Here is a 21,478-nt window from a genome sequence, read left to right as displayed (position 1 = left end):
GAATTGCTTCCGGTGTGTGTCCTTGCGGCGGAATGGGGGTGTCCAGGGGTGCGGCGGGGGCTGCCGGTCGGCCGCGCGGGTGAGGGCGGCCGCCTCCTCGCGACGGAGCCGGCCGTCGGCGATCGCGGTCGCGACTCGCCGTACGACGGACCCGCCGGGCGGGAGCACCAGCGCATGCCAGGCGAGCGCCTGTCCCACGCCGGGGTACGCGCGGCCTCGTACGAACCAGGGGTCGGGCCCGGTGAACACCAGCGTCCAGCCGTCGCCTGCCATGGCGAGCCAGTCCGCTCGCTTCCCGTGCACCTGTTCCTCGCCCTGCGCGTCGGCAGTGAACAAGAGGGGCTCGGTGCAGGCTCGCGGAGCGCGCCAGAAGAAGCCGCCGTATCCCGCGCCGGGGCGGCCGTTGGCGGCCGGGCTCGCGATCGGCAGCGGCCGGTCGGTGGTGTTGGTGAGGGTGAAGGCGATGTCCAGTCGCCAGGCGGTCGGTGACAGGTACCCGATGCTCACCATGCGCTGCTCGGTGAGGAGCCGGCGCCCGCCGGCGGTCCGGCCGAGGTCCTCGCCGAAGACGGTCGCCTCCTGCCGGCTCCAGCGTTCGTGACGTTGGGTTCCGTGGTTGTCCAGCCGGGTCGGGCCTTGGCCGCGGACGAACGTGCGGCCGCCCCAGAAGTTGTACCCGCCGACGTCGGGGACGGCGAAGCCCGCACCGAGGTGGTGGCGGTGGTCGGGCGGTGACAGTTTGGTGACAGGGGTGCCGCCGAGCGTGATCAGGGGGTGGTAGTACGGTCGCGGGGACAGCTCTGTGGGCAGGTCGGGCCGGTGGACGTATCTCCCCACGGTGTGCGGGCCGCAGCGCAGTTCGACGGAGGTCATCGGGGGTGCGCCTCACTCGGCGGCGCCGCCGCCGTCCAGGGCGCGCCGAGTGCGGAGAACGACTTCAGCGACCGGGCCGCCGCATCGACCATGGCGTCCACGCCTTCGATCACCCGGCGCCGGGAGTGCTCACCCGGCGCCTGTTGCCAGAGGGCGGCAGGGATGGCCGCCGGGTCCGGGGCGGTGCGCACCGCCTCGACGACCTTCATGAAGGCGCCCGCGGTAGCGGGCGGGACCAGCAGGTCCGTACCGTCGGCGAGGTGGGCCAGCAGGTTCTCCAGCAGGTCGGTGCGGCCGAAGACCCGTTCGTCGGGGGCCTGCCCGGCGCGCTCCACCAGCACCTGGTCGCGCCGGTACCAGAAGGTGATCCGGCCGCGGGTGCCGTGTACGACGACGTACGGCTCGGCCGCCGCCCGCGCGCACAGCGTCGCCGCCACGGTGACCCTGGTGCGGCGCACCGTGCGGATCCTGACGCACGCAGTGTCGTCGGACTCGATGGCGTGGGCCCGGAACAGCTCGGTCTCGATGTCCGCGACGTCTTCGGCGCGGTCGCTGCCGTCCAGCCGCAACGCGGTCGCCACGGCGTGCGCGAGCGGATTGGTGAGGACGCCGTCCACCACGTCGATGCCGTGCAGCGCCCGCCGGCCCGACCAGTCGGCGCGCCTGAAGTAGTGTTCCTCGCGCACCCAGTTGCCCGCCGCTCCGATACCCCGCACCTCTCCGATGGCGCCGTCGGCCATGAGCCGGCGGATCCTTGGCACGGCATGGGAGCCGAGTGACTGGAAGCCGATCTGGCAGGCCGTCCCGGTGCTGTCGAGACCTCGGACCAGCCGCTCGAACTCCCCGTAGGAGGGTGCCGGCGGTTTCTCCAGCAGCACGTGGGCGCCGTGGTCGGCGGCGGCCAGCGCCAGGTCGGCGTGCGTGTGGATGGGGGTGCAGATGATCGCGACGCGGGCGCCGGTCCGGTCGATGAGCGCTCCGAGGTCGCTTCCCTGCAGCGGTGTGCCGAGTCCGTCCGAGGCGCTGCGATGCAGCGGTCTCAGGTCGCAGACCGCTGTCAGTACCACGGTGCCGGACACGGTGAGCCGGCGCAGGTTGTCCAGATGTCGATGTCCGTGGCCATGCGCTCCGGCCAGGACGACGGGGATCGGTGCCATGCCTCTCACCCCTTGACCGCGCCGGCGCTGAAGCCTGTGATCAGCCATTTCTGGATGAAGGCGAAAACGATCACCACGGGCACGGCGGCGATGACGCCGCCCGCGGCCAGGGCGCCGAGGTCCACGCTGTCGGCGCCGATCAGGGTGTTCAGTCCGACGGGGATCGTCTGCTTCTCCTGCGAGCTGAGGAACATCAGGGCGAACAGGAAGTGGTTCCAGCTGTGCACGAAGGCGAACGAGCCGACGGCGACCAGGCCGGGCCGCAGCGTCGGCAGTACCACCGCGCGGAACGCCCGCAGGCGCGTGCAGCCGTCCACCCAGGCCGCCTCTTCCAGCGAGACGGGGACGCTGCGGATGAAGCCGCTGATCAGGATGATGGACAGCGGAAGCTGGAAGACGGTCTCCGAAATGATCACGCTCCACAGGGAGTTGATCATCCGGAGGTTCTTGAAGATCTCGAAGAGGGGGACCAGCATCAATGCGCCGGGGATGAACTGCGAGCACAGCAGCGCAAGCATGAAGGCGTTCCGACCGCGGAAGCGGAACCGCGCGAGCGCGTATCCGCCGCTGAGCGCGACGACCGTGGTGGTGATCAGGGTCGCGATGCCGACCAGCACGCTGTTCTGGAAGTAGACGCCGAAGGACCGGCCGTTCCAGACTTTGCCGAAGTGCTCGGTGGTGACCGGCCACGGCAGCAGTGACGTCGAGCTGGCGGGACGGAACGCGAAGAGCAGCATCCAGTAGAAGGGGACCAGCGTGAACAGCAGGTACAGGCCGAGCGGCAGGTAGATCTGCCAGCGCGGCACCCGGTCGGCTCCGTGTCCCGCCGAGTTTCCCGCCAGCCGCGTACGGGCGGGTACCGCCTGTGAGGAAACCGGGCGTGGGTGCACGATGGTCATGAGCGTCCCTCCCCGAACTTGCTCAGGCGCAGGTAGAGGACGGAGAAGAAGAGCAGGATCACGAAGGCGATGGTGGTCAGTGCCGACGCGTATCCGAAGTCGTGCCCGTCGAGGCCGGTGTTGGCCACGTACAGCGGCAGCGTGGTGGTCTGGCCGGCAGGCCCGCCACCGGTCAGCGTGTAGAGCAGGTCGACGTTGTTGAACTCCCAGACCGCGCGCAGCAGCGTGGACAGGACGATGGCATCCCTCAGGTGCGGAAGCGTGATGTGGAACAGGCGGCGGAGGCGGCTCGCGCCGTCCACTGAGGCCGCTTCGTAGAGTTCTCCCGGAATGGACTGGAGGTCGGCGAGGAGGAGGATCGCGAAGAAGGGGACGCCGCGCCACAGTTCGGCCAGGGCTGCGGCCCAGAACACGGTGTGCGGATCGGACAGCACCGAAGTGCCGTAGGAGCCGAGGCCTGCGTCGGCGAGATAACGGCTGACCCCGGTGGAGGGATTGTAGAGCAGCATCCAGATGGTGGTGGTCAGCACACCGGACACCGCCCAGGGGGAGAAGACCAGGGCGCGCGCCAGTCCGCGTCCGACGAAGGTCTGGTTGACCAGCAGCGCCAGTATCAGTCCGAAGGCGAGTTGCAGGACGACTTGGACTCCGACCCACTTGAGGCTGAAGCCGAGGCTCTGCCAGAACTGTGGGTCGTCCGTGAAGATCCGCCGGAAGTTGTCCAGCCCGGCGAATCCGTTCCGCCAGGGCTTGGTGACGTTGTAGTTCTGCAGGCTGTAGTAGAGGACGCTGAGCATCGGGTAGGCGATGAAACCGAGCATCAACGCGGCGGCCGGGGCTATCAGCAGATAGGGCAGGCGCCGGTCGCGCCGTCGGAACTCCTTCATCACGGAGAGAGCCACGGCTCTGGGCTCCTTCACATGTCCGGGAAGTCGGGGAAGGCGCAGGTCATTGACGGGTGGGAGGTTCCGGTCGTGGTGACGGTGACACCGGGTCCTTCAGGGTTCAGATCGGTGCGGTCCAGCGTGATGTTCGCGTACTTGGCGGTGACGGCGGTGGCGTCGAGGTCGACGTTGCGCAGGGTGATACCCGAGGGGTAGGCGGAGCTGTAGCCCTCGAGGTCGGAGGAGGCGTCGGGGGCCGAGTGCACGGCCTTGGCTCCGTCGACGGTGACGGACCTGAACCAGGGGATCGTGGTGCCGGTGGGGGCGGCGTAGTTGGGGGTGATGACGAGCAGGTTCTGCACGCCGGTCATGCAGGTGTCGAGGTAGGTGGTGCGGGTGACTGTGCCGCCGGCGCCTGGGTAGCTCTTGATGCGGATACCGTTGTTGAAGCTGCTGACGTTGCCCCAGATGTCTTTGCTGTCCAGGGTGTTGTGCTCGATCAGCATCGCGTCGAGGCCGTAGGTGGTGCCGCTGCCGATGGACAGGCCGTGGCTGCCGTAGCAGTGCAGGTGGCTGACGGTGACGGCGGACTCGGCGTTGTTGTTGGTGGTCATGGCCACGCAGTCGTCGCCGTTCATGATCGAGGAGCGGGTCACGGTGACTTCCGTACTGGAGTCGACGTTGACGCCGTCGGTGTTGAGGGTGTCGGCCGGGGTGGCGATCTTGATGGCCCACACCGTGGCGCCGATGCTGCGGCTGATGAACAGGTGCTGCTTGGCGGCGTACTTCAGGGTGAGGTGGTAGAAGGTCACATCGTCGGCGTTGTCCGACTGGATGAGCCGCGGGTTGACCTGTTTGAGGCCCTCGGCCTTGGCGGTGTCGGCCTGCTGGTACCAGGTGGTGCCGGTGCCCAGGATGGTCTGGTCGCCGCGTCCGTCGACGGTCCCCTGCTCCCCGTGGCGCAGCACGCCTTCGACTCCGGCGTCCCGGCCGGTCACATGGATGAAGGGGCCGCATCCGTTGCCGCTGTCGCCGATGGAGCCGCAGGTGGCTTTGCCTGCCTGCTGGTAGGCGCCGGCGTCGCGGCTGGCGTAGAGGACGGCGCCGGCGTCGACGACGAGGTATTCCCCGGCGTGCACGGTCAGCGGCAGGGACAGGAAGGCGGTGTGCGTGCGGTCGCCGGTGGTCAGCAGGACGCTGCGGCCGGTTCCGGCACAGGCGTCCAGCGCGTCCTGGATGAGGGTGGTGTCGGGCGGTGTCGACTCGTCGGCGTCACTGAAGGTGCGCGTGCCGCCGGGCAGTGCGGCCGTGACGGTCCGGCAGACGGCAGGCAGCCGCGGCTCGTGGACGCTGCGGCGGTCGCCCATGGCGGGCAGGGCCGAGGAGGTGGTGGCCACCGGATTCCAGCCGTCGGTTCCGGCCAGGTAGGCGGCGGCCGTGTAGCGGGCCGCGGTGCCCGGGTCCAGGACCGGGCGGGGGCCGGAGCCGGTGTCGGTAGCTCCGGGGCCTGTGTTGCCGTACTCGCCGTAGCGGCCCGGTGACCAGGTGGCGCCCGAGATGCCGAGCCACGGGCCGGCGGCGTTGACCGCCTGCGGCAGCACGGTGTCGCGGATGAGGACCTGCGGGTCGGAGTCGCTGTTCGGCTTCCAGGCTCGGCCCAGGTACAGAGCGTTGTTGGCCAAGGTGGTGTTGACGGTGGAGCCGGTGATCAGGATGCCGTACTTCTGTGCGGCGGGCGTGGCGGGCGCCGTCAGGTACGCCGAGGAGTAGATGCCGTCGTTCAGCGCGTTGACGGTGGAACGGTCCACCACCAGGCTTCCGTTGCCGAAGATGAAGTCGACGTCACCGTTGACCTCCGAGTCGTAGACATACTGGCGCAGGTGCGTAGTGGCGTTGGACCCCCAGGTCAGCAGCGTGTCCTGGTGGCCGTAGAAGACATCGTGCAGGTACTGCTGCCGATCGCCCTCCATGGCGAGGGCCACGGCCTGGGTGCCGGTGACGCCGGGGTGGGCGGTCTTGTCGAAGGTGTTGGCGAAGGTGAGGTACTCGGCGGTGAAGTCGGCCGCTTTGACGTGAATGGTGGCCGAGCCCTCGGTGCCGTAGGGATTGCCGGTGGCCGGATCGGTCTCGTCGTGGTAGTCGGCGGCGGTGATGACCACGTCACGGGCTTTGCCGCTGGCGCCCGCCAGGGTCAGGTGGCGTTTGGTCTCGGGTACGGTGACCCGCTCGGCGTACCGGCCGGGGGCGATGGAGATGACGTACCGGGTCTCCGAGTTGTCGGGCACGGCGTTCACCGCCGCCTGGACGGTGGCGTACTGGCCGCCGCTCTTGGCGACGGTGATGACGACCTGAGCGGCCGGGCCTGTGGGGGTCCTGCCTGTGGCAGCGGCCTGGCCCAGGGGGCCGCAGAGCAGCAGTGCGGGAACGGCGAGCAGCCCAGCTATGAGGCGGTGCGGCTTCATGGTTCCTCGGATTCGACGGATTCGGGTGGGGGCCGGCACTTTGCTCCTTCCGGGCGCAGCCAGAGCCGCACATCGTGGATGGAGTCTCATATACGACATCTAGGCTGTGCGGCGGGACTGAGGAGGCGTCAGATGGATGCAGTCAAGCCGAGTGAGCGGACCGAGCCGTGAAACTACGGACGTGTGCGCGACACGTCAAGGACTCTGTCGTCATATCTTCTGGTTGCTCCGACCTCTTGACGGTTCCGCCCAGGCCCTCGACGATGGAACGTCATATATGAAAGCGCTGAGGCCATGGGCCTTACCCAGCGCGCCCGATCGCACCACAGGAGTCCGCACCGTGGCAGAGATCCTTGCGCCGCATGACAGTTCACGACCAGGAACGCTGCCGCCCTCGCGTACGGAGGTCGTCCTGGAGTCCCTCAAGCACGCGATCCTGACCGGTGAACTCAAGCCGGGTCAGGCCCTGGTGGAGACGGAACTGGCCGAGCGGATCGGGGTTTCCAAGACCCCGGTGCGCGAGGCCCTCAAGGTGCTGGCCGGCTCCGGCCTGGTGGTCATGCTCCCTTACAAGGGGGGTGCGGTCCGGATGGTGGATGAGGCCCTGGCGCGTGCCGTGTACGACATGCGGCTGCTGCTGGAGCCGGTGGCCGCGGGCCGTGCCACGCTGTCACGGCTCGCTCTGGATGCCGCCGGCGCCGCGCTGGATGCCGCCGACCATGCCCGGGACGCCGCCGACAGGTCGCTGGCCAACCGGGCCTTCCACCGCGCCCTGTACGCGGGTTGCGGCAACCCGCTGCTGGTGAAGGCCCTGGACGACCTGCGGGACCAGACGGCGCTGGTCTCCAGCGTGGCCTGGGCCCGGCAGCCGTCGTGGGAGCAGGAGGCCCGCGAGCACCGCGAGATCCTGGCGGCAGCCGCTGCGGGGGACGCCACCCTCGTACGGGCCCGGATGCGCAGCCACATCAGCGCCTTCGTGGCGCGCAACTTCCCTGAGAACGAAGCGGAGTAGGCCACCTATGACTGTGGAAACGCAGGAGAGCCCGACCTCCCTGGACGAGTTGCGCGGCAGGCTGTCGACGGTGGTGGCCATCCCGGTCACGCCCTTCCACCAGGACGGCAGTGTGGACTGGGACACCCACGTCGCGCTGATCCACCGCCTCATGGACAACGCCGTCGAGGTCGTGACGCCCAATGGCAACACCGGCGAATTCTACTCCCTCACCGCGGCCGAGACCCGACGTGCCGTGGAGTCGACGGTGGCCGCCGTCGCCGGCCGCGCCGAGGTGATGGCCGGGGTCGGCCTCGACGTGGCCAGCGCGGTCGCCGCGGCCCGCCATGCCAGGGCGGCAGGCGCCGGCTCGGTGATGGTGCACCAGCCCGTCCACCCCTACCGCTCCGCAGAGGGCTGGATCAACTACCACAGCGCCATCGCCGACGCCGTCCCCGAACTGGGCGTCGTCCTGTACGTCCGCGACCCGCGCGTCTCCGGGGCGCAGCTGCGCGCGCTGGCCGACCGGAGCCCGAACGTCGTCGCCGTCAAGTACGCCGTGCCGGACCCGGTGCGCTTCGCGTCCGTGGCCCGGGACGCAGGACTGCACCGCTTCGCCTGGATCGCCGGACTTGCCGAGCTGTCCAGCCCGGGCTACTGGGCGGTGGGCGCGACCGGCTTCACCTCGGGTCTGGTGAACGTGGCGCCGCGGCTGTCGGGCGCGCTGCTGGAGGCATTGCGCGACGGCGACTTCGCCAAGGCGATGTCCGTGTGGGAGGAGATCCGGCTCTTCGAGGAGCTTCGGGCGGCCGACGCGTCGGCGGACAACGTCAGCGTCGTCAAGGAGGCGCTGGCCCAACTGGAGCTGTGCGGACCGGCCGTCCGGCCACCGTCCCGGGTACTGCCCGATGACGTGCGGGTCCGGATCGCAGAACTGATATCGGCCTGGCGGCAGGGCGGTTGGCTGTGAGGGGCCGACGGAGGACAGCCGGACCGGAGCCGGATATAACGCCCGCACCTTCGCCGGGCACACGGGTGGGCGTCCCGGACGAGGGGCGCGACGGCAGCACGCACGAGCCGGTGCTGCGCAGCGCCGCGTGGTTCGGCGAGGGCGCGACCGGCGGCGAGCTGCGCGCCTTCAGCCACCGCTCCCGGATGCGCCAGCTCGGCTATCTGCCCGAGGAGCACCTGGGCAAGCCGGTCATCGCGATCCTGAACCCCTGGTCGGACATCAACCCCTGCCACATGCACCTGCGGGAGCGGGCCGAGCAGGTCAAGCGCGGGGTGTGGCAGGCGGGCGGCTTCCCGCTGGAGTTCCCGGTCTCCACCATGTCGGAGACCTTCCAGAAGCCGACCCCGATGCTCTACCGCAACCTGCTGGCCATGGAGACCGAGGAACTGCTGCGGTCCTATCCGGTGGACGGCGCGGTGCTGATGGGCGCCTGCGACAAGACGATTCCGGCCCTGGTGATGGGTGCTACGAGCGCCGGGCTCCCGGTGCTGGTCGTTCCGTCCGGGCCGATGCTGCGCGGCCACCACCGGGGCCGGACGCTCGGCAGCGGCACCGACCTGTGGTCGTACTGGGACGAGCACCGGGCGGGCCGGATCGGCACGTGCGAGATGGCCGAGGTCGAAGGCGGCCTGGCCCGCTCGCCGGGCCACTGCATGACCATGGGCACCGCCTCCACCATGACGGCCGCCGCCGAGGCGCTCGGCCTCGCGCTGCCGGGCTCCTCCGCCATCCCGGCCGTGGACAGCGCCCACCACCGGATGGCCGCCGCCGCCGGGGCCCGCGCAGTGGCGCTGGTGCACGAGGGACTGACGCCGGCGAAGGTGCTGACCCGGGCGGCCTTCGAGGACGCCGCCGCCACGGTGCTGGCCCTGGGCGGCTCCACCAACGCGTTGATCCACCTGATCGCGATGGCCGGCCGGGCCGGGGTCGCCCTCTCGCTGGAGGACTTCGACACCATCGGCGCCCGGGTGCCGGTACTGGCGGACATACGACCGGTCGGGGCCTACCTGATGGAGGACTTCTACTACGCCGGCGGCCTCCCGGCGCTGCTGGCCCAGTTGGCGCGGGTCCCGGGCGCTCTGCACCCGGACCGGGCCACCGTCACCGGGCAGCCGTTCTCGTCGTACTACGCGGGCGCCGAGATCCACCGGCCGGAGGTGATCCGCACCCGCGAGGATCCGGTGGCGCCCGAGGGCGGGGTGGCCGTGCTGCGCGGCAACCTCGCGCCCGGCCGGGCGGTGATCAAGCACCTGGCGGCCGACCCGAAACTGCTCACGCACACCGGCCCGGCCGTGGTGTTCGACTCCTACCCGGAGCTCAAGAGCCGTATCGACGACCCGGAGCTTGGCATCACCGAGGACACCGTGCTCGTGCTGCGCGGAGCCGGACCGCTCGGCGGACCCGGCATGCCCGAGTACGGCATGCTGCCGATCCCCTCTTATCTGCTGGAACGCGGGGTCGAGGACCTGGTGCGGATCTCCGACGCCCGGATGAGCGGCACCAGTTACGGCACCTGCGTGCTGCACGTCGCCCCCGAGTCGCACGCGGGCGGGCCGCTCGCCCTGGTGCGCACCGGGGACCTGATCACCCTGGACGTGCCGAACCGGCTGCTGACCCTTGAGGTGGACGACGCGGAACTCCAGCGGCGCCGCGCCGCCTGGCAGCCGCCGGCACCGCACTTCGAGCGCGGCTACGGGGCCCTGTACGCCGAGCACATCACCCAGGCGGACGCCGGGTGCGACTTCGACTTCCTGGCCCGGCCGGGTCACGACCCGGCGCCCGACCCGCACTGAACCACCCGGCACCGTTCGGCATCCCCGCTCGGACCACCTTGTATCGGCTTCACCCGGAGGGTCTTCGCGCCCCCGGTCCCCGCACCTCAGCCGCTCGTGACCTGTACTCGACGAAGGGCCGCAATCGTCATGTCCGAGTTCGACAGAAATCTGTCCCGCCGCCTGCTGATCGGCGGCATCGCCGCCGCCTCGGCCGCTCCCGTGCTGGCCGCGTGCAGCTCCCCGAGCGCCGGCACCCCCGGCAAGACCGCCGAGCCCAGCAGCCTGGCCACCAAGCCGTCCAAGCCGGTCACGCTGAACATCCTCGACGTCGCCGGCAACCTGGCGCTCACCAAGCCGATCATCGACGCCTTCAAGGCCAAGAACCCCGACGTCGTCTCGCACGTCACCACCACCACCGGCACCGCACCCGAACTCGCGCCGAAGGTGCAGGCCCAGCAGCAGGCCGGCAACGTGCAGATCCAGCTGGTGCTGACCGGTACCGACGGCCTGGCAGCCGGCATCCAGAAGGGCCTGTGGTACGACCTCAAGCCGTACTACGACCGTTTCTTCCCCGCCCTGATGACCAACTACGGGGGGCCCGCTGCGTCCATGGCGACCCTCGCCCAGGACCAGGGCATCGAGCTGGTCACCACACCGGGCGGCCCGCTGCTGGAGTACGACCCGGCCAAGGTGCCCTCCGTTCCCACCACCACGGATGCCCTGCTGGAGTGGGCCAAGGCGAACAAGGGCAGGTTCCAGTACGCGCAGCCGCGCAACTCCGGTCCCGGCCGCACCTTCCTGATGGGCCTGCCCTACCTGCTGGGCGACTCCGACCCCAGCGACCCCACCAACGGCTGGTCCAAGACCTGGGCGTACCTGACGGAGCTGAACAAGTACACCGCCCCCTACCCGCCCAAGACCTCCACGGTCATGACCAACCTGGCCCAGGGCACGGTGCACGTGATCGCCAGCACCATGGGCTGGTACATCAACCCGAGGGCCCTGGGCACCGTGCCGGCCGGCATCAAGGCAGCCAAGTTCGACAACCTGACCTGGGTCACCGACGCCCAGTACGGGGTCATCCCCAAGGGCGTCTCGGACGACGAACTGATCGCCGCGATGCGGCTGTTGGCCTTCGCTCTCACCCCGGAGCAGCAGGCCGTCACCTTCGACCAGGGCTACTTCTACCCGGGTCCCGCGGTCAAGAACGTGGCCCTCAGCCAGGCCCCGGCCGCCTCCCGCACGGTCGTCCAGAAGTACGGCGACACCGAGTTCGACGGCTGGATCACGAAGTTCCCGGCCAAGAACTCGCTGCCCGCCACCGCCCAGGTCACCGCGTTCGACCTGTGGGACAAGAAGATCGGCTCGACCAAGTGAGCACGGTGACACCCGACATGACCCCACAACAGACCTCCCCGCCCGCCGGGGCGGCACGCAACCGCTCCGGGTCCCAGCTCGGCGAGCTGCGGCTGCGCGGTGTCAGCCGCGCCTACGGCGGCCACCTCGCCCTGCATCCGCTCGACCTGACCATCCGCGGCGGCGAGTTCGTCGCCCTGCTCGGCCCCTCCGGATGCGGCAAGACCACGGCGCTGAACTGCCTGGCCGGCCTGCTCCCGCTGACCGCGGGGGAGATCGTGCTGGACGGGAAGCGGGTGGACACCCTGCCGCCGGAGAAGCGCGGCTTCGGCATGGTGTTCCAGAACTACGCCCTCTTCCCCCACCTGACCGTGCGCGCCAACGTCGCCTTCGGGCTGAAGATGCGCGGCGTCGGCAAGCAGGAGACGCAGGCGCGGGTGGCGGAGGTGCTGCGCCTGGTGCGGCTGACCGAGCACGCCCACAAGCATCCCGGCCAGCTCTCCGGCGGCCAGCAGCAGCGGGTTGCGATCGCCCGCGCGATCGTGATGGAGCCGCCGCTGGTGCTGATGGACGAGCCGCTGTCCAACCTGGATGCGGCTCTGCGGCTGCAGATGCGCAGCGAGATCCGCCGTATCCACCAGGAGTTCGGGCTCACCACACTCTACGTCACGCACGACCAGGAGGAGGCCCTGTCGCTCGCCGACCGGCTGGTGGTGCTGCGCGAGGGCCGGGTCAGCCAGATCGGCACTCCCGCCGAGTTGTACGAACACCCCGCGGACCCGCACGTCGCCGCGTTCATGGGCTACCGCAACCTGCTGCCGCTGCAGGTCACTTCCGCGGACGCGGCCGGCGCGGGCGCCGTCGCCGAGGGGCGGGGCCTGCGGCTGCGGGGCACGCCGGTTGGCGCGCGGCCGCCGCAGGCGGGCCAGGACGTCGTCGTGGCGGTCCGCCCCGAGGACCTCCGGCTCGCGGGGGAGGACGAGCAGCCGCTCAGCGGGGCGGTGGCCGAGATCGTCGAGTACCACGGCCGGGTGCTGCACGTGGAGGCGGTCACCCCGGGCGGCGACCGGCTGTATCTCAACGCCCACCGGCAGGTCCGGCCGGGCGATCCGCTGTCCGTCGTGGTCGATCCGGACCGTGCGCTGATCTTCCCCGGGCCGGGCGAGCAGGTCGGCGCGGCGGATGCGGTCGGCGCGGCGGATGCGCGGGATGCCCCGGATGCGGTCGGCGCGGCGGGCGCGGCGGCCTCGACCGGGGGAGCCGAGGACCGGCCGGGCGAGCCCGGTACGGAGCCCGTCGAACGATCCGCCGGGGAGGGCGCGTCATGACCGCCACGGCCCCTCCGGTCGCCGACTCCTCCGACTCCACGGTGACCAGGCCCGCCCTGCGGCACCGCCTCGCCGAGCGGGGGGTGGACCGGACACTGCTCCTGGTGATACCCGGCGCACTCGCCGTCATCGCGCTGTTCTGCTACCCGTTCCTGTACGGGCTCCAGCTGTCCTTCCAGCCCGCGCACGGCGGGGCGCTGGGCGCGTACCGCCACTTCTTCTCGGACTCCTTCGCCCGCAAGTCCATCTGGGCCACCTTCTCACTCGCGATCCCGGCCGCACTGATCAACGTCGGCGCATCGGTGCCCATCGCGTACCGGATGCGCCGCGACTTCCGCGGCAAGCGTCTGCTGCTTGCGCTGCTGGTCGTCCCGATCACGCTGGGCACGGTGCTCACCGCCGAGGGCATCCTGGAGTTCTACGGTCCCTCCGGCTGGTTCAACCGCACCCTGCACCTGCTGGGGCTGGCGGACTCGCCGGTCAAGCTGACCATGAACTACACCGGGGTGCTGCTGTCCCTGGTCATCAGCGGCTTCCCCTTCGCCTACCTGCTCACCCACTCCTACCTCTCCGGCATCCACCCGAGCCTGGAGAAGGCCGCGTCCACCCTGGGCGCCGGCTGGTGGCAGCGCTTCCGCCACGTGACCTTGCCCCTGCTGCTGCCCGGCCTCATGACCACCTTCTGCCTCACCTTCGTGATGGCCTTCGCCGTCTTCCCCTCCGCGATGATGGTGGGCGACCCCGACGGCAGGACCCACGTCATCTCCATCGAGGCGTACGAAGCCGCCCTGCAGCGCTTCGACTACGCGCAGGGCTGCGCGGACGCGATGATCATGACGGTGCTGATGTTCGCCGTCCTCGGCGCGGTCACCGTCGCGCGCTCCCGGCTCTACACCGGATCGACCGGAGGCAAGGGATGACCACCGTACTCAGCTCCCCACCCGCGGCCGGACGGGCGCCACGTCCGCCCGGGCGGCGCCGGCTCGTGCTGCGCCCGGGCACCTGGCTGACCTGGGCGGTCCTGACGTTCTTCTTCCTCAACCTGCTCGGGGTGATCGCCACGGTGCTGGTGAACTCCTTCGGCCGGGCCTGGTTCAACCACTGGCTGCCCAGCGGCTGGACCGGCCACTGGTACGGCGACGCGTGGAAGGAGTTCAGCCTCGGCCAGGTGCTCGGCACCACGCTGGAGGTCACCCTCGTCGTCGTGCTGGTCTCGCTCGTGCTCGGGGTGCCCGCCGCCTACGCGCTGGCCCGCCGGTCCTTCCCCGGCAAGAGGCTCCTCACCGCCCTGTTCGTGCTGCCCATCCTGGTGCCGCCGATCGCCTATGGCATCCCGCTGGCCACCGTGCTGTACAAGTTCCACCTGGCCGGGTCGGTGACCGGTGTGGTGCTCGCCAACCTGGTACCGTCCATCCCCTTCGTGGTCTTCACGATGACGCCGTTCATCGAACAGATCGATCCGAAGATCGAGCACGCGGCCCGCATGTGCGGCGCCTCCACCTGGACCGTGCTGACCCGGATACTCTCGCCGCTGCTGCTGCCCGGCATGCTCGCGGCCGGAATCCTGGTGCTGGTGCGCACCTTCGGCATGTTCGAGCTGACCTTCCTCACCTCCGGGCCGACCAGCCAGACCCTGATCGTGGCGCTCTTCTCGGCCGTGAACTCCGCCGGTATCCGGGCCACCCAGTCCGTGGACGCCATGGCCGTCGTCTACACCGCCTCGATGGCCGTCCTGCTGCTGATCGCCCTGCGCTTCGTCAACCCCACCCAACTCGTCGCCCGCTCCCACGACTGACAGGCAGGCACACTATGAGCGATCCCGAGCGCCCCGACAGCCGTACACGCCGGAGCGGTGGCCCGATTGCGGCCGCAACGCCGACCGTGCTGCTGACCGGGGCGGCTGGCGGCGTCGGCACGTTCTTACGCACCCGCCTCCCCCGGCTCAGCTGGCGACTGCGCTGCTTCGACCTGGCGCTGCCCGCGCAGGACGGCGGCCTGGAGTGGGTGGCAGGCGACATCACGCGACCCGAGGACCTATCGGTGGCGATGGACGGCGTGGACGCGGTCGTTCATCTGGCGGGCATCCCCGGCGAGGCGGCCTTCGAGCGCCTGCTGCACACCAACATCGACGGCACCTACCAGGTCTTCGAGGCGGCCCGGCAGGCGCGGGTTCGCCGGCTGGTCTACGCCAGCAGCAACCACGCCATCGGCCGCCACCGGGCCGGCACGGTGCTCAGCGGTGCGGCCACGGCGCGGCCGGACTCGCTGTACGGGGTGAGCAAGGCATTCGGCGAAGCCCTGGGATCATACTACGCGGACCGGTTCGGAATGGCCGTCGCTTGCGTGCGCATAGGCAGTTGCTTCGAGCGCCCGACCCGGCTGCGTCACCTGGCCACCTGGCTCAGCCCAGGCGACGCCGTCCGGCTCGTCCACGCGCTGCTCACCGCGCCGGGCCTCACCTTTGCCACGGTGAACGGTATCTCTGCCAACACCCGCGCGTGGTGGGAACTGGACGGCGCCAAAGAGCTGGGCTACGCGCCGCAGGACGACGCCGAGCGCTACGCGCCCGAACTGCTGGCCGAGTTCGGCGGCCCGCTCGCCGCCGACGACCCTGACGCGGTGTTCGCCGGTGGCACTGTGCGGGCGCCCGAAGACTGAGAGGCCGCCCAAAGGCGGACCGCTGGACCATCGCAGGAGTGAGCAATGAAGTATGTCGATCTCGATGCCCGAGTCGGCGAACTGACCGGGGTCCTCGATCCTGGCCCCTACCTTGAGCTTCTGCCTGCGCTGAGCACCAGTCTGCCCCCGGGCGCCAGGGCGTTCGCCACCGACCCGAGCCACTACGACTTCGCCGGGCGGCGCTGCGTCAAGGACCTGACGCCCCACCAGGCGACCTTTCTCCACGAGGGGCCAGCTCTCGACCTTCGCCTCCGTCACAACTGTTGGAAGCACGAGGAGGATCTGGTCATTCGTTATGCGGGGGTGACAACCGTCCAGATCAGCACTCCGAACGAGCCCTCGACCTGGAACAACCTCGGCACGCTGATCCTGGACGAGATCCTTCCGCACGACCAGGGCTGCACTCACGAGATGGCCTTCAGGCCCGGGTCGGTCATCGTCACGTGCAACGACATCTCCGCTACCTGGGTCGCAGCGCACTGCTCCAAATCCCATGGAGGCTGAACGAGCTCAGTGCCTCACCCACAAGTCTTGACTATTGCTCAGCCGAGACGCCATGGACCGCATGGACCTGGCCCTGCAGGCCCTGCCCACCGACGACCCGAACTCGTGATACCGGCCGGCGACACCTCGCAGCGCAGTCCGTCAGGCCGCCCACGCGACTAGTACTCCAGCCGTAGATCGTGATCTTGCTGGTTGGATGCCGGGTTTCGGTCGAACTGGCGTCCGTCTCGACTGGTCCGCTCTGATGCGCTTGTCGTCTCAGCTGGGCTGGTCATCGGAGGGTGGTGGTGCGCTCTCCGTGCTGTAGAAGCGGCCCTGTTCACAGAGGGCGTCGATCTCGGTGTTGTCCTCTTCGCTTAGTTGCGCATCCAGAGCAGCACTGATGACGTGTCGGGCGCGGGCCAACCGTCGGGCGACATCCCAGTCGGCGATGAATGTCCCGACGGTCTGGTCGTCGGCGGTTCCGGACGCCTGGCGGGATCCGAGTCGGTCGAGGGATACCACGAACTCGTTCAGGTCCTGCAGGACCGCGACGGCCTCGTCGAGGGGGATGCGGATCTCCCGGGAGGACATGTCCATCGGCCGAATCGACTCCAGAGTTGGTGCTCCAGCCCAGATAGTCCTGCTGGTCGGAGCTGGTCCGGGAACGGGTGCGACCACCGGTGATCATCGGTGTGTGAAGACAGAAGATCAGACCGTGGCCGCAGGTCACAGCATAGATCCTGACCGCTGGCACGACATGTTCGAGGTCCTGATGGGCCGTATCGCGCGGCGGTTCGCCCGTGTGGAACCGCGGCGCCGGGCGAGGGCACTGGTCCTCGGGTTGCTGTCGGACCTGCCACGCAAGAACTGCTGGACGCTCGCCGAGCACGCGGGGGACCCATCTCCGGACGGCCTGCAGCATCTGTTGTCGAGGGCCAGGTGGGACGCCGACACGGTCCGCGACGACATCCGTGGCTTCATCGTCGAGCAGTTGCACCACCGCGACGCGGTGCTGGTCGTCGACGAGACCGGCGACGTGAAGAAGGGCGCCTCCACGGTGGGCGTGCAGCGCCAGTACACCGGTACTGCCGGACGCATCGAGAACAGCCAGGTCGCGGTCTATCTTGCCTACTCGACCCCGAGGGGGCACGCGGCGATCGACCGGGAGCTGTATGTCCCGCGTTCCTGGGTCGAGGACACCGCCCGTTGCCGGGCCGCCGGGATACCCGACACCGTCGGCTTCGCCACGAAACCGGCGCTCGCCGCCCGCATGATCGGCCGTGCGCTGGACGCCGGCGTCCCCGCTTCCTGGGTGGCCGGTGACGAAGTCTACGGAGGCAACCCGCTTCTGCGGACCGCACTGGAGGGTCGCGAGGTCGGTTACGTCCTCGCCATCGCATGTGACCACCAGATCGTCACCCACGCGGGCAAGTTCCGTGCCGACACCCTGGTCAAGCAACTGCCGAAACGGGCATGGCAGAAGCTTTCCGCCGGCGCCGGAGCCAAGGGACACCGCTTCTACGACTGGGCCCTGGCCGACATCGCCGACGAGCGGCCTGGCCACCGCTTCCTCCTCGTCCGCCGCAACCGGCGCACCGGTGAACTCGCCTTCTAGCGCTGCTACTCGGCGGATCGGGTGCCGCTGTCCACCCTCGTGAAGGTGGCGGGGCGCAGGTGGACGATCGAGGAGACTTTCCAGTCCGGAAAGGGACTGGCCGGACTGGACGAACACCAGGTCAGGCGCTGGACGTCCTGGTATCGCTGGGTCACACTCGCGATGCTCGCCCACGCCTTCCTGGCTGCGGCCACCGCCGACGAACGTACTCAAGAACAGGCTCCGGACGGCCTGCTCCCGCTGACCTGCAACGAGATCCAGCACCTGTTCACCACCCTCGTCGCCCAGACCAGCCACACAGACACGCACCGACTCCACTGGTCCGACTGGCGACGCCGCCATCAAGCCCGATCCCAGGCCAGCCACTACCGACGACAAGCCACTCTGACGTGAAGATCACGATCTACGGCTGGAGTACTAAGCGTTGTCCCGTAAATGATCTACGGTGCGCTTGCTGACCTGCCTACTCCTACGTCACCCGGCCAGGGTGAGGTTGTGAAGGCGGGCGATGCCGAGGATGGCGTGGTGGACGCCGTCGCCTTTGAGGCGGCAGTCGCGGAGGATCTTCCAGGTCTTCATGCGGGCGAAGGCGTGTTCGACGCGGGCGCGGACTTTGCGGTGGGAGGTGTTGTGTTCCTCTTTCCAGGCGGGAAGTTCGCTCTGGCCGGCTTTTCGTCGGTGCGGGATGATCAGGCCGGTCCCCTGGTAGCCGCCGTCGGCGATGACCGTGGCGCGGCCCACCGCGGCCCTGGCGCCGGACTCCTCCCATGCTTTGCAGTCGTTGCGGTTGCCGGGCAACGGCGGGCCGACTGCCACGACAAGCCGGGTGTCGGCGTCGATGACCACCTGGTGATTGGTGGAGTAGCGGTAGTTCTTGGACTGCGCGGCGACGCTGTGGTCGCGGGTGGGGACCAGCGTGCCGTCCACGATCAGCACAGTGTCCTTGCGGAACCGCTTGCGGGGCTCAAGCGCGAGCGCCGGTCCGAGGTGGTCGACGATCCGGTCCGCGGCGGACTTCGACACCCCGAACAGCGGGGCGAGTTGGCGCAGGGTGAGGTTGGTGCGCCAGTACGCGGCGACCAGCAGGACCCGGTCCTCCAGCGGCAGGCTCCAGGGCCGGCCCTTGCGCACCGGGTCTGCACCCTCCCGCCGCAGTGCAGTGATCAGCTTGCTGAACTGCCGCGGGCTCAACCCACTGAACGGGGCTATCCAGGAGGGCTCCGACGCCGGGATCACACCAGACACAGCATGATCATCTCACCGGTGGCCAGCAGTTACGGGACAACGCTTAGCTAGCTTCCGAAGTGTTCGCAGAGTTATGGATGCGCGTGGCCTCCAGGTGGGGCAGGGCGGCATGGGCCAGCAGGGCGGGGCCGAGGACGTTGGTCAGGACCATGGGCGACCACTGTGTCGGGTCGCCGGCCCCGATGGAGTCCCCGGACATGAATCCGGCGTTGGCCACCGCCGCGTCAAGGGCACCGAAACGCTCCACGGTGCGGGTCACGACGGACTCGGTGGCCTGCCGGTCCGCCGCGTCCGCGACAAGACCCAGCAGCAGGTCGGAGTGACCGGCCTCGTCGAGGAAAGCCTTCAGTTTGCTCTCGTTGCGGCCGGTGACCGCCACACGGTGGCCGCGGTCGAGGAGCAACCGCGCGGTGTGGGCGCCGATACCGCTGGTCGCGCCGTACGAGGCAGATGTCCAGGGCGGGGGAGCCGGCGCCGTACGTCGCGGCAGTTGACCACCAGGCGGCGGACCCGCTCCATCACGGCGTCGAGACCGCCGCCCTCGTGCGGGAAGCCGGTGCTGACGAGCGCGTCGCCCAGGGCGCCGGTGTCCGCGGCGCGCAGGGGCCGCCCGTCGCAGCGCGCCCCGCCGCCCCGGACCGCGGTGAACGTCCGGCGCAGGAACGGCGCGTGCACCGTGCCCGCGCGCACCACCCCGTCGATCGCGAACGCGACGGACACCGACACGTACGAATAGCCGTGCACGTAGTTGGCGGAGCCGTCCATCGGGTCGACGACCCATACCGGGCCGTCGAACGGGTCGTCCCGCCAGCCGTCCCAGGTCTCCTCGCTGACGACCCGGTGGGTGGGGAAGCGGTCGGTGACGATGCGTCTGATCAGCTCGTCCGCCCGCAGGTCGGCGTCCGTGACGAGTTCGTGGCCCCCCTTGGGGCGGCCCTGGGCCGCCCGCGTGCCGCGCAGCCGCAGCAGCAGCCCGCCGGCCTCGCGCGCGGCGTGCTCCGCGACCTCGGCGGCCGCCGCCACCTCAGCCGCCTCGGCCTCCGCCGGCGGAAGCCCCGCCGACCCCGATGCCCCCGTGAACACTCATTCTCGCCCCGTCCGCCCCTCGCTGTCGTCCCTGCCGTGCCGTCGGCTCCGTACGGCGAGGACGCCGTGGAGCATGCCGTGTTGATCGTGTGCGCGCGGGTGACAGCCGAACTGCCTCTCTCTACACGGCAGTTGAGGGGCTGTCGAGCCGGTGGCCCGGGGGTGGCCCTGCAGCGGCCCGGCTCGCGTCTGCGACGATGTGCCGATGAGCGAGGACACGGGGGCCGCGCGGACGCGGCAGACGCGGGTCGTGTGGATGGCGGTGGCGGCCGTGGTCGCCTTGGCGGTGGCGTTCGGCGGCGGGGCGACGTGGGCGAGGGGCCGGCCGCCCTTCATAGCGGCGGCGCCCTCGTGCTGGGGCGTCGACCTGTCGGCGCTCTTCCCGCACCGCGCCACCTCCACGCAGGACATCACGCCGTACGGCGGCACCACACCCGAGTGCCGGATCATGGTGGGCGTCGACCGGGGCCGGAAGGTCGACGACAGCTCGGACGTCTTCTACGCCGACCTCGACGTGCTCGACACCGACAGCTCCGACGGCGGATGGTCGAACGACGGCCTGACCGGCGACCTCTCCCCGCTCGGACCGGGGCTCACGGGCATGGCGGACGACCGGGACGCCTGGGTGGAACTGCCCCGCGCCTGCTTCGCCGAGGGCGTCTACGACGACAGCGCGCCGGACGTGGTGCGGCTGTCCTACCGCCCCAGGGCCTCGATCCTGCCGGTGGACGACGACGGCGCGAACGGCGACGGCGACCTGCGGATGGCGAAGGCAGCCGTCGCACTCGCCAACCGCGCCGCCTCCTCACTCCACTGCGAGGGAACGCTGCCGAAGCCGACGCTGCCGGCCGCCGAGCACCACGCGTCCGGGATGTCGTCCCCGGACCGGTGCGGCCTTCCGGCGTCCGCGCTGCCCGCGAAGACCAACCCGCGCGGCGCGTACCGGGCCAACGGCCGCTCGGTCAGCGTGTGCACCCTGAACAGCGACGTGGGCAGAGTGGACCTGATCACCCTCTCCGCCGACCGAGGGCTGTCCCGTACCTTCTCCGGCGTGGCCAAGACCTACGGACCGGGCCGCCTGCTCGCCCCGCGCGACGCCGGATACGCCGGCCGGAACCTGGCGACGGTCGAGCTGACCTGCGGCAAGCAAGACGTGGCGTTCGTGGCCCGCGACCAGGACGACGGCAGCTACGACGCGGCCCGCGTCCTCGCCGCGTACGTCGCGGTCCAGTCCCCGAGGTTCGGCTGCGGCAAGAACCCGGTGCGGGTCTCAGGCTGACCGCGGCCCGAAGCACGGCCCAGGGTGAACCGGCCGCGAGCCACCATCCGCACCGACCTCCACGCCCCACCGGCTCTGCATCGGGCCGGCCTGCACACCGCCCGGCCGAACAGCCGGACCCCCAAGCCGGCGCGGACGACCGGTGCGCCGCCGCCCCTGCCCGCCCCGAGCGACGGCGGTCGTCCACGCCGGCTCCGGGGCCCGGACGGCGATGTACGCGCGGCCGTCGCGCACGTCGCCCGCCCGCACGCCCAACGGGCGGCCCCTACGCCGCGTCCTCCCGCAGCGGCGTGCCGTCGGGCGGGGGTTACGACCCCGGCTACGACGTCGTCGACGTGGCCCCGCGGCGCC

The 21,478-nt window shown here is 70.3% G+C and carries 18 protein-coding genes and 2 pseudogenes; 11 read left to right on the top strand and 9 right to left on the bottom strand.

Going from position 1 to position 21,478, the window contains the following annotated elements; genetic code table 11:
- Nucleotides 1–63: 63 nt before the first annotated feature.
- From OG370_RS00295 to OG370_RS00275, 5 genes and pseudogenes are all read right to left on the bottom strand, one after another.
- Nucleotides 64–873: pseudogene (locus OG370_RS00295) on the bottom strand (PmoA family protein); the annotation flags it as partial.
- On the bottom strand, nt 870–2,030 hold the full coding sequence (locus tag OG370_RS00290) for a Gfo/Idh/MocA family protein (RefSeq protein ID WP_328459316.1): 1,161 nt from the start codon (nt 2,028–2,030) through the stop codon (nt 870–872). The pseudogene OG370_RS00295 and the gene OG370_RS00290, both read right to left, overlap by 4 nt.
- 5 nt (nt 2,031–2,035) lie before the next feature.
- Nucleotides 2,036–2,929 carry a carbohydrate ABC transporter permease gene (locus OG370_RS00285; protein WP_443060595.1) on the bottom strand — a complete coding sequence of 298 codons (894 nt, stop codon included), beginning with the start codon at nt 2,927–2,929 and terminating at the stop codon, nt 2,036–2,038.
- Complete coding sequence (locus OG370_RS00280; protein ID WP_328473689.1) at nt 2,926–3,816, bottom strand: carbohydrate ABC transporter permease; 891 nt, start codon at nt 3,814–3,816, stop codon at nt 2,926–2,928. Before OG370_RS00280 ends, OG370_RS00285 begins: the two co-directional genes overlap by 4 nt.
- Before the next feature lie 29 nt (nt 3,817–3,845).
- Nucleotides 3,846–6,275, bottom strand: coding sequence for a pectinesterase family protein (locus OG370_RS00275; protein WP_328459314.1), 2,430 nt, complete (start codon nt 6,273–6,275; stop codon nt 3,846–3,848).
- Between the two features lie 349 nt (nt 6,276–6,624).
- On the opposite strand from OG370_RS00275, the gene OG370_RS00270 reads away from it, so the two are divergent.
- From OG370_RS00270 to OG370_RS00230, 9 genes are all read left to right on the top strand, one after another.
- Nucleotides 6,625–7,287 (top strand): GntR family transcriptional regulator, encoded by a 663-nt coding sequence (locus OG370_RS00270; RefSeq protein ID WP_328473687.1) that lies wholly within the window; start codon nt 6,625–6,627, stop codon nt 7,285–7,287.
- Nucleotides 7,288–7,294: 7 nt separating this feature from the next.
- Nucleotides 7,295–8,236: a dihydrodipicolinate synthase family protein gene (locus tag OG370_RS00265; protein WP_328459312.1), complete on the top strand. Its 942-nt coding sequence runs from the start codon at nt 7,295–7,297 to the stop codon at nt 8,234–8,236.
- A gap of 65 nt (nt 8,237–8,301) precedes the next feature.
- The gene (gene araD / locus OG370_RS00260) at nt 8,302–10,071 is read left to right on the top strand and encodes an L-arabinonate dehydratase (RefSeq protein ID WP_328459310.1); all 1,770 of its coding nucleotides are present in this window, start codon (nt 8,302–8,304) and stop codon (nt 10,069–10,071) included.
- A gap of 129 nt (nt 10,072–10,200) precedes the next feature.
- The gene (locus OG370_RS00255) at nt 10,201–11,430 is read left to right on the top strand and encodes an extracellular solute-binding protein (protein WP_328459308.1); all 1,230 of its coding nucleotides are present in this window, start codon (nt 10,201–10,203) and stop codon (nt 11,428–11,430) included.
- 17 nt (nt 11,431–11,447) lie between these two features.
- Nucleotides 11,448–12,737 carry an ABC transporter ATP-binding protein gene (locus OG370_RS00250; protein WP_328459306.1) on the top strand — a complete coding sequence of 430 codons (1,290 nt, stop codon included), beginning with the start codon at nt 11,448–11,450 and terminating at the stop codon, nt 12,735–12,737.
- Complete coding sequence (locus OG370_RS00245; RefSeq protein WP_328459304.1) at nt 12,734–13,657, top strand: ABC transporter permease; 924 nt, start codon at nt 12,734–12,736, stop codon at nt 13,655–13,657. The genes OG370_RS00250 and OG370_RS00245 overlap by 4 nt, the downstream gene beginning before the upstream one ends.
- Nucleotides 13,654–14,532: an ABC transporter permease gene (locus tag OG370_RS00240; protein ID WP_328459302.1), complete on the top strand. Its 879-nt coding sequence runs from the start codon at nt 13,654–13,656 to the stop codon at nt 14,530–14,532. Before OG370_RS00245 ends, OG370_RS00240 begins: the two co-directional genes overlap by 4 nt.
- A 14-nt stretch (nt 14,533–14,546) precedes the next feature.
- Nucleotides 14,547–15,395, top strand: a complete 849-nt coding sequence (locus OG370_RS00235; protein ID WP_328459300.1) for an NAD-dependent epimerase/dehydratase family protein — start codon at nt 14,547–14,549, stop codon at nt 15,393–15,395.
- A gap of 45 nt (nt 15,396–15,440) precedes the next feature.
- Nucleotides 15,441–15,920, top strand: coding sequence for a hypothetical protein (locus tag OG370_RS00230; protein WP_328459299.1), 480 nt, complete (start codon nt 15,441–15,443; stop codon nt 15,918–15,920).
- Between the two features lie 258 nt (nt 15,921–16,178).
- On the opposite strand, the gene OG370_RS00225 is transcribed toward OG370_RS00230, so the two are convergent.
- Complete coding sequence (locus OG370_RS00225) at nt 16,179–16,499, bottom strand: hypothetical protein (protein WP_328459297.1); 321 nt, start codon at nt 16,497–16,499, stop codon at nt 16,179–16,181.
- 175 nt (nt 16,500–16,674) lie between these two features.
- Between OG370_RS00225 and OG370_RS00220 the strand changes: the two are divergent.
- A pseudogene (locus OG370_RS00220) lies at nt 16,675–17,910 on the top strand (IS701 family transposase).
- Between the two features lie 81 nt (nt 17,911–17,991).
- Here the strand turns inward: OG370_RS00220 and OG370_RS00215 are convergent.
- The 3 genes from OG370_RS00215 to OG370_RS00205 are packed head-to-tail and all read right to left on the bottom strand — an operon-like array spanning nt 17,992 to nt 19,785.
- The gene (locus tag OG370_RS00215) at nt 17,992–18,762 is read right to left on the bottom strand and encodes a transposase (protein WP_328459295.1); all 771 of its coding nucleotides are present in this window, start codon (nt 18,760–18,762) and stop codon (nt 17,992–17,994) included.
- A gap of 43 nt (nt 18,763–18,805) precedes the next feature.
- Nucleotides 18,806–19,141, bottom strand: coding sequence for an SDR family oxidoreductase (locus OG370_RS00210; protein ID WP_328459293.1), 336 nt, complete (start codon nt 19,139–19,141; stop codon nt 18,806–18,808).
- Nucleotides 19,108–19,785, bottom strand: coding sequence for an inositol monophosphatase family protein (locus tag OG370_RS00205; RefSeq protein WP_328459291.1), 678 nt, complete (start codon nt 19,783–19,785; stop codon nt 19,108–19,110). Before OG370_RS00205 ends, OG370_RS00210 begins: the two co-directional genes overlap by 34 nt.
- A gap of 268 nt (nt 19,786–20,053) precedes the next feature.
- Between OG370_RS00205 and OG370_RS00200 the strand changes: the two genes are divergently transcribed.
- Entirely contained in the window at nt 20,054–21,127 is a 1,074-nt protein-coding gene (locus OG370_RS00200) for a hypothetical protein (protein WP_328459289.1), read from the top strand.
- Nucleotides 21,128–21,478: the final 351 nt, after the last annotated feature.

Origin of the sequence: Streptomyces sp. NBC_00448 (assembly GCF_036014115.1) — a bacterium.
Taxonomy (GTDB): domain Bacteria; phylum Actinomycetota; class Actinomycetes; order Streptomycetales; family Streptomycetaceae; genus Actinacidiphila.
This window is presented reverse-complemented; position numbering and strand designations above follow the sequence as displayed.

Bases quoted from the DNA above. Each gene is read 5' to 3' on its own strand.
- OG370_RS00275 (WP_328459314.1), bottom strand. From the start codon at position 6,275: ATGAAGCCGCACCGCCTCATAGCTGGGCTGCTCGCCGTTCCCGCACTG.
- OG370_RS00290 (WP_328459316.1), bottom strand. From the start codon at position 2,030: ATGGCACCGATCCCCGTCGTCCTGGCCGGAGCGCATGGCCACGGACAT.
- OG370_RS00265 (WP_328459312.1), top strand. From the start codon at position 7,295: ATGACTGTGGAAACGCAGGAGAGCCCGACCTCCCTGGACGAGTTGCGC.
- OG370_RS00230 (WP_328459299.1), top strand. From the start codon at position 15,441: ATGAAGTATGTCGATCTCGATGCCCGAGTCGGCGAACTGACCGGGGTC.
- OG370_RS00255 (WP_328459308.1), top strand. From the start codon at position 10,201: ATGTCCGAGTTCGACAGAAATCTGTCCCGCCGCCTGCTGATCGGCGGC.
- OG370_RS00250 (WP_328459306.1), top strand. From the start codon at position 11,448: ATGACCCCACAACAGACCTCCCCGCCCGCCGGGGCGGCACGCAACCGC.
- OG370_RS00245 (WP_328459304.1), top strand. From the start codon at position 12,734: ATGACCGCCACGGCCCCTCCGGTCGCCGACTCCTCCGACTCCACGGTG.
- OG370_RS00235 (WP_328459300.1), top strand. From the start codon at position 14,547: ATGAGCGATCCCGAGCGCCCCGACAGCCGTACACGCCGGAGCGGTGGC.
- OG370_RS00240 (WP_328459302.1), top strand. From the start codon at position 13,654: ATGACCACCGTACTCAGCTCCCCACCCGCGGCCGGACGGGCGCCACGT.
- OG370_RS00225 (WP_328459297.1), bottom strand. From the start codon at position 16,499: ATGGACATGTCCTCCCGGGAGATCCGCATCCCCCTCGACGAGGCCGTC.
- OG370_RS00200 (WP_328459289.1), top strand. From the start codon at position 20,054: ATGAGCGAGGACACGGGGGCCGCGCGGACGCGGCAGACGCGGGTCGTG.
- OG370_RS00285 (WP_443060595.1), bottom strand. From the start codon at position 2,929: ATGACCATCGTGCACCCACGCCCGGTTTCCTCACAGGCGGTACCCGCC.
- OG370_RS00280 (WP_328473689.1), bottom strand. From the start codon at position 3,816: ATGAAGGAGTTCCGACGGCGCGACCGGCGCCTGCCCTATCTGCTGATA.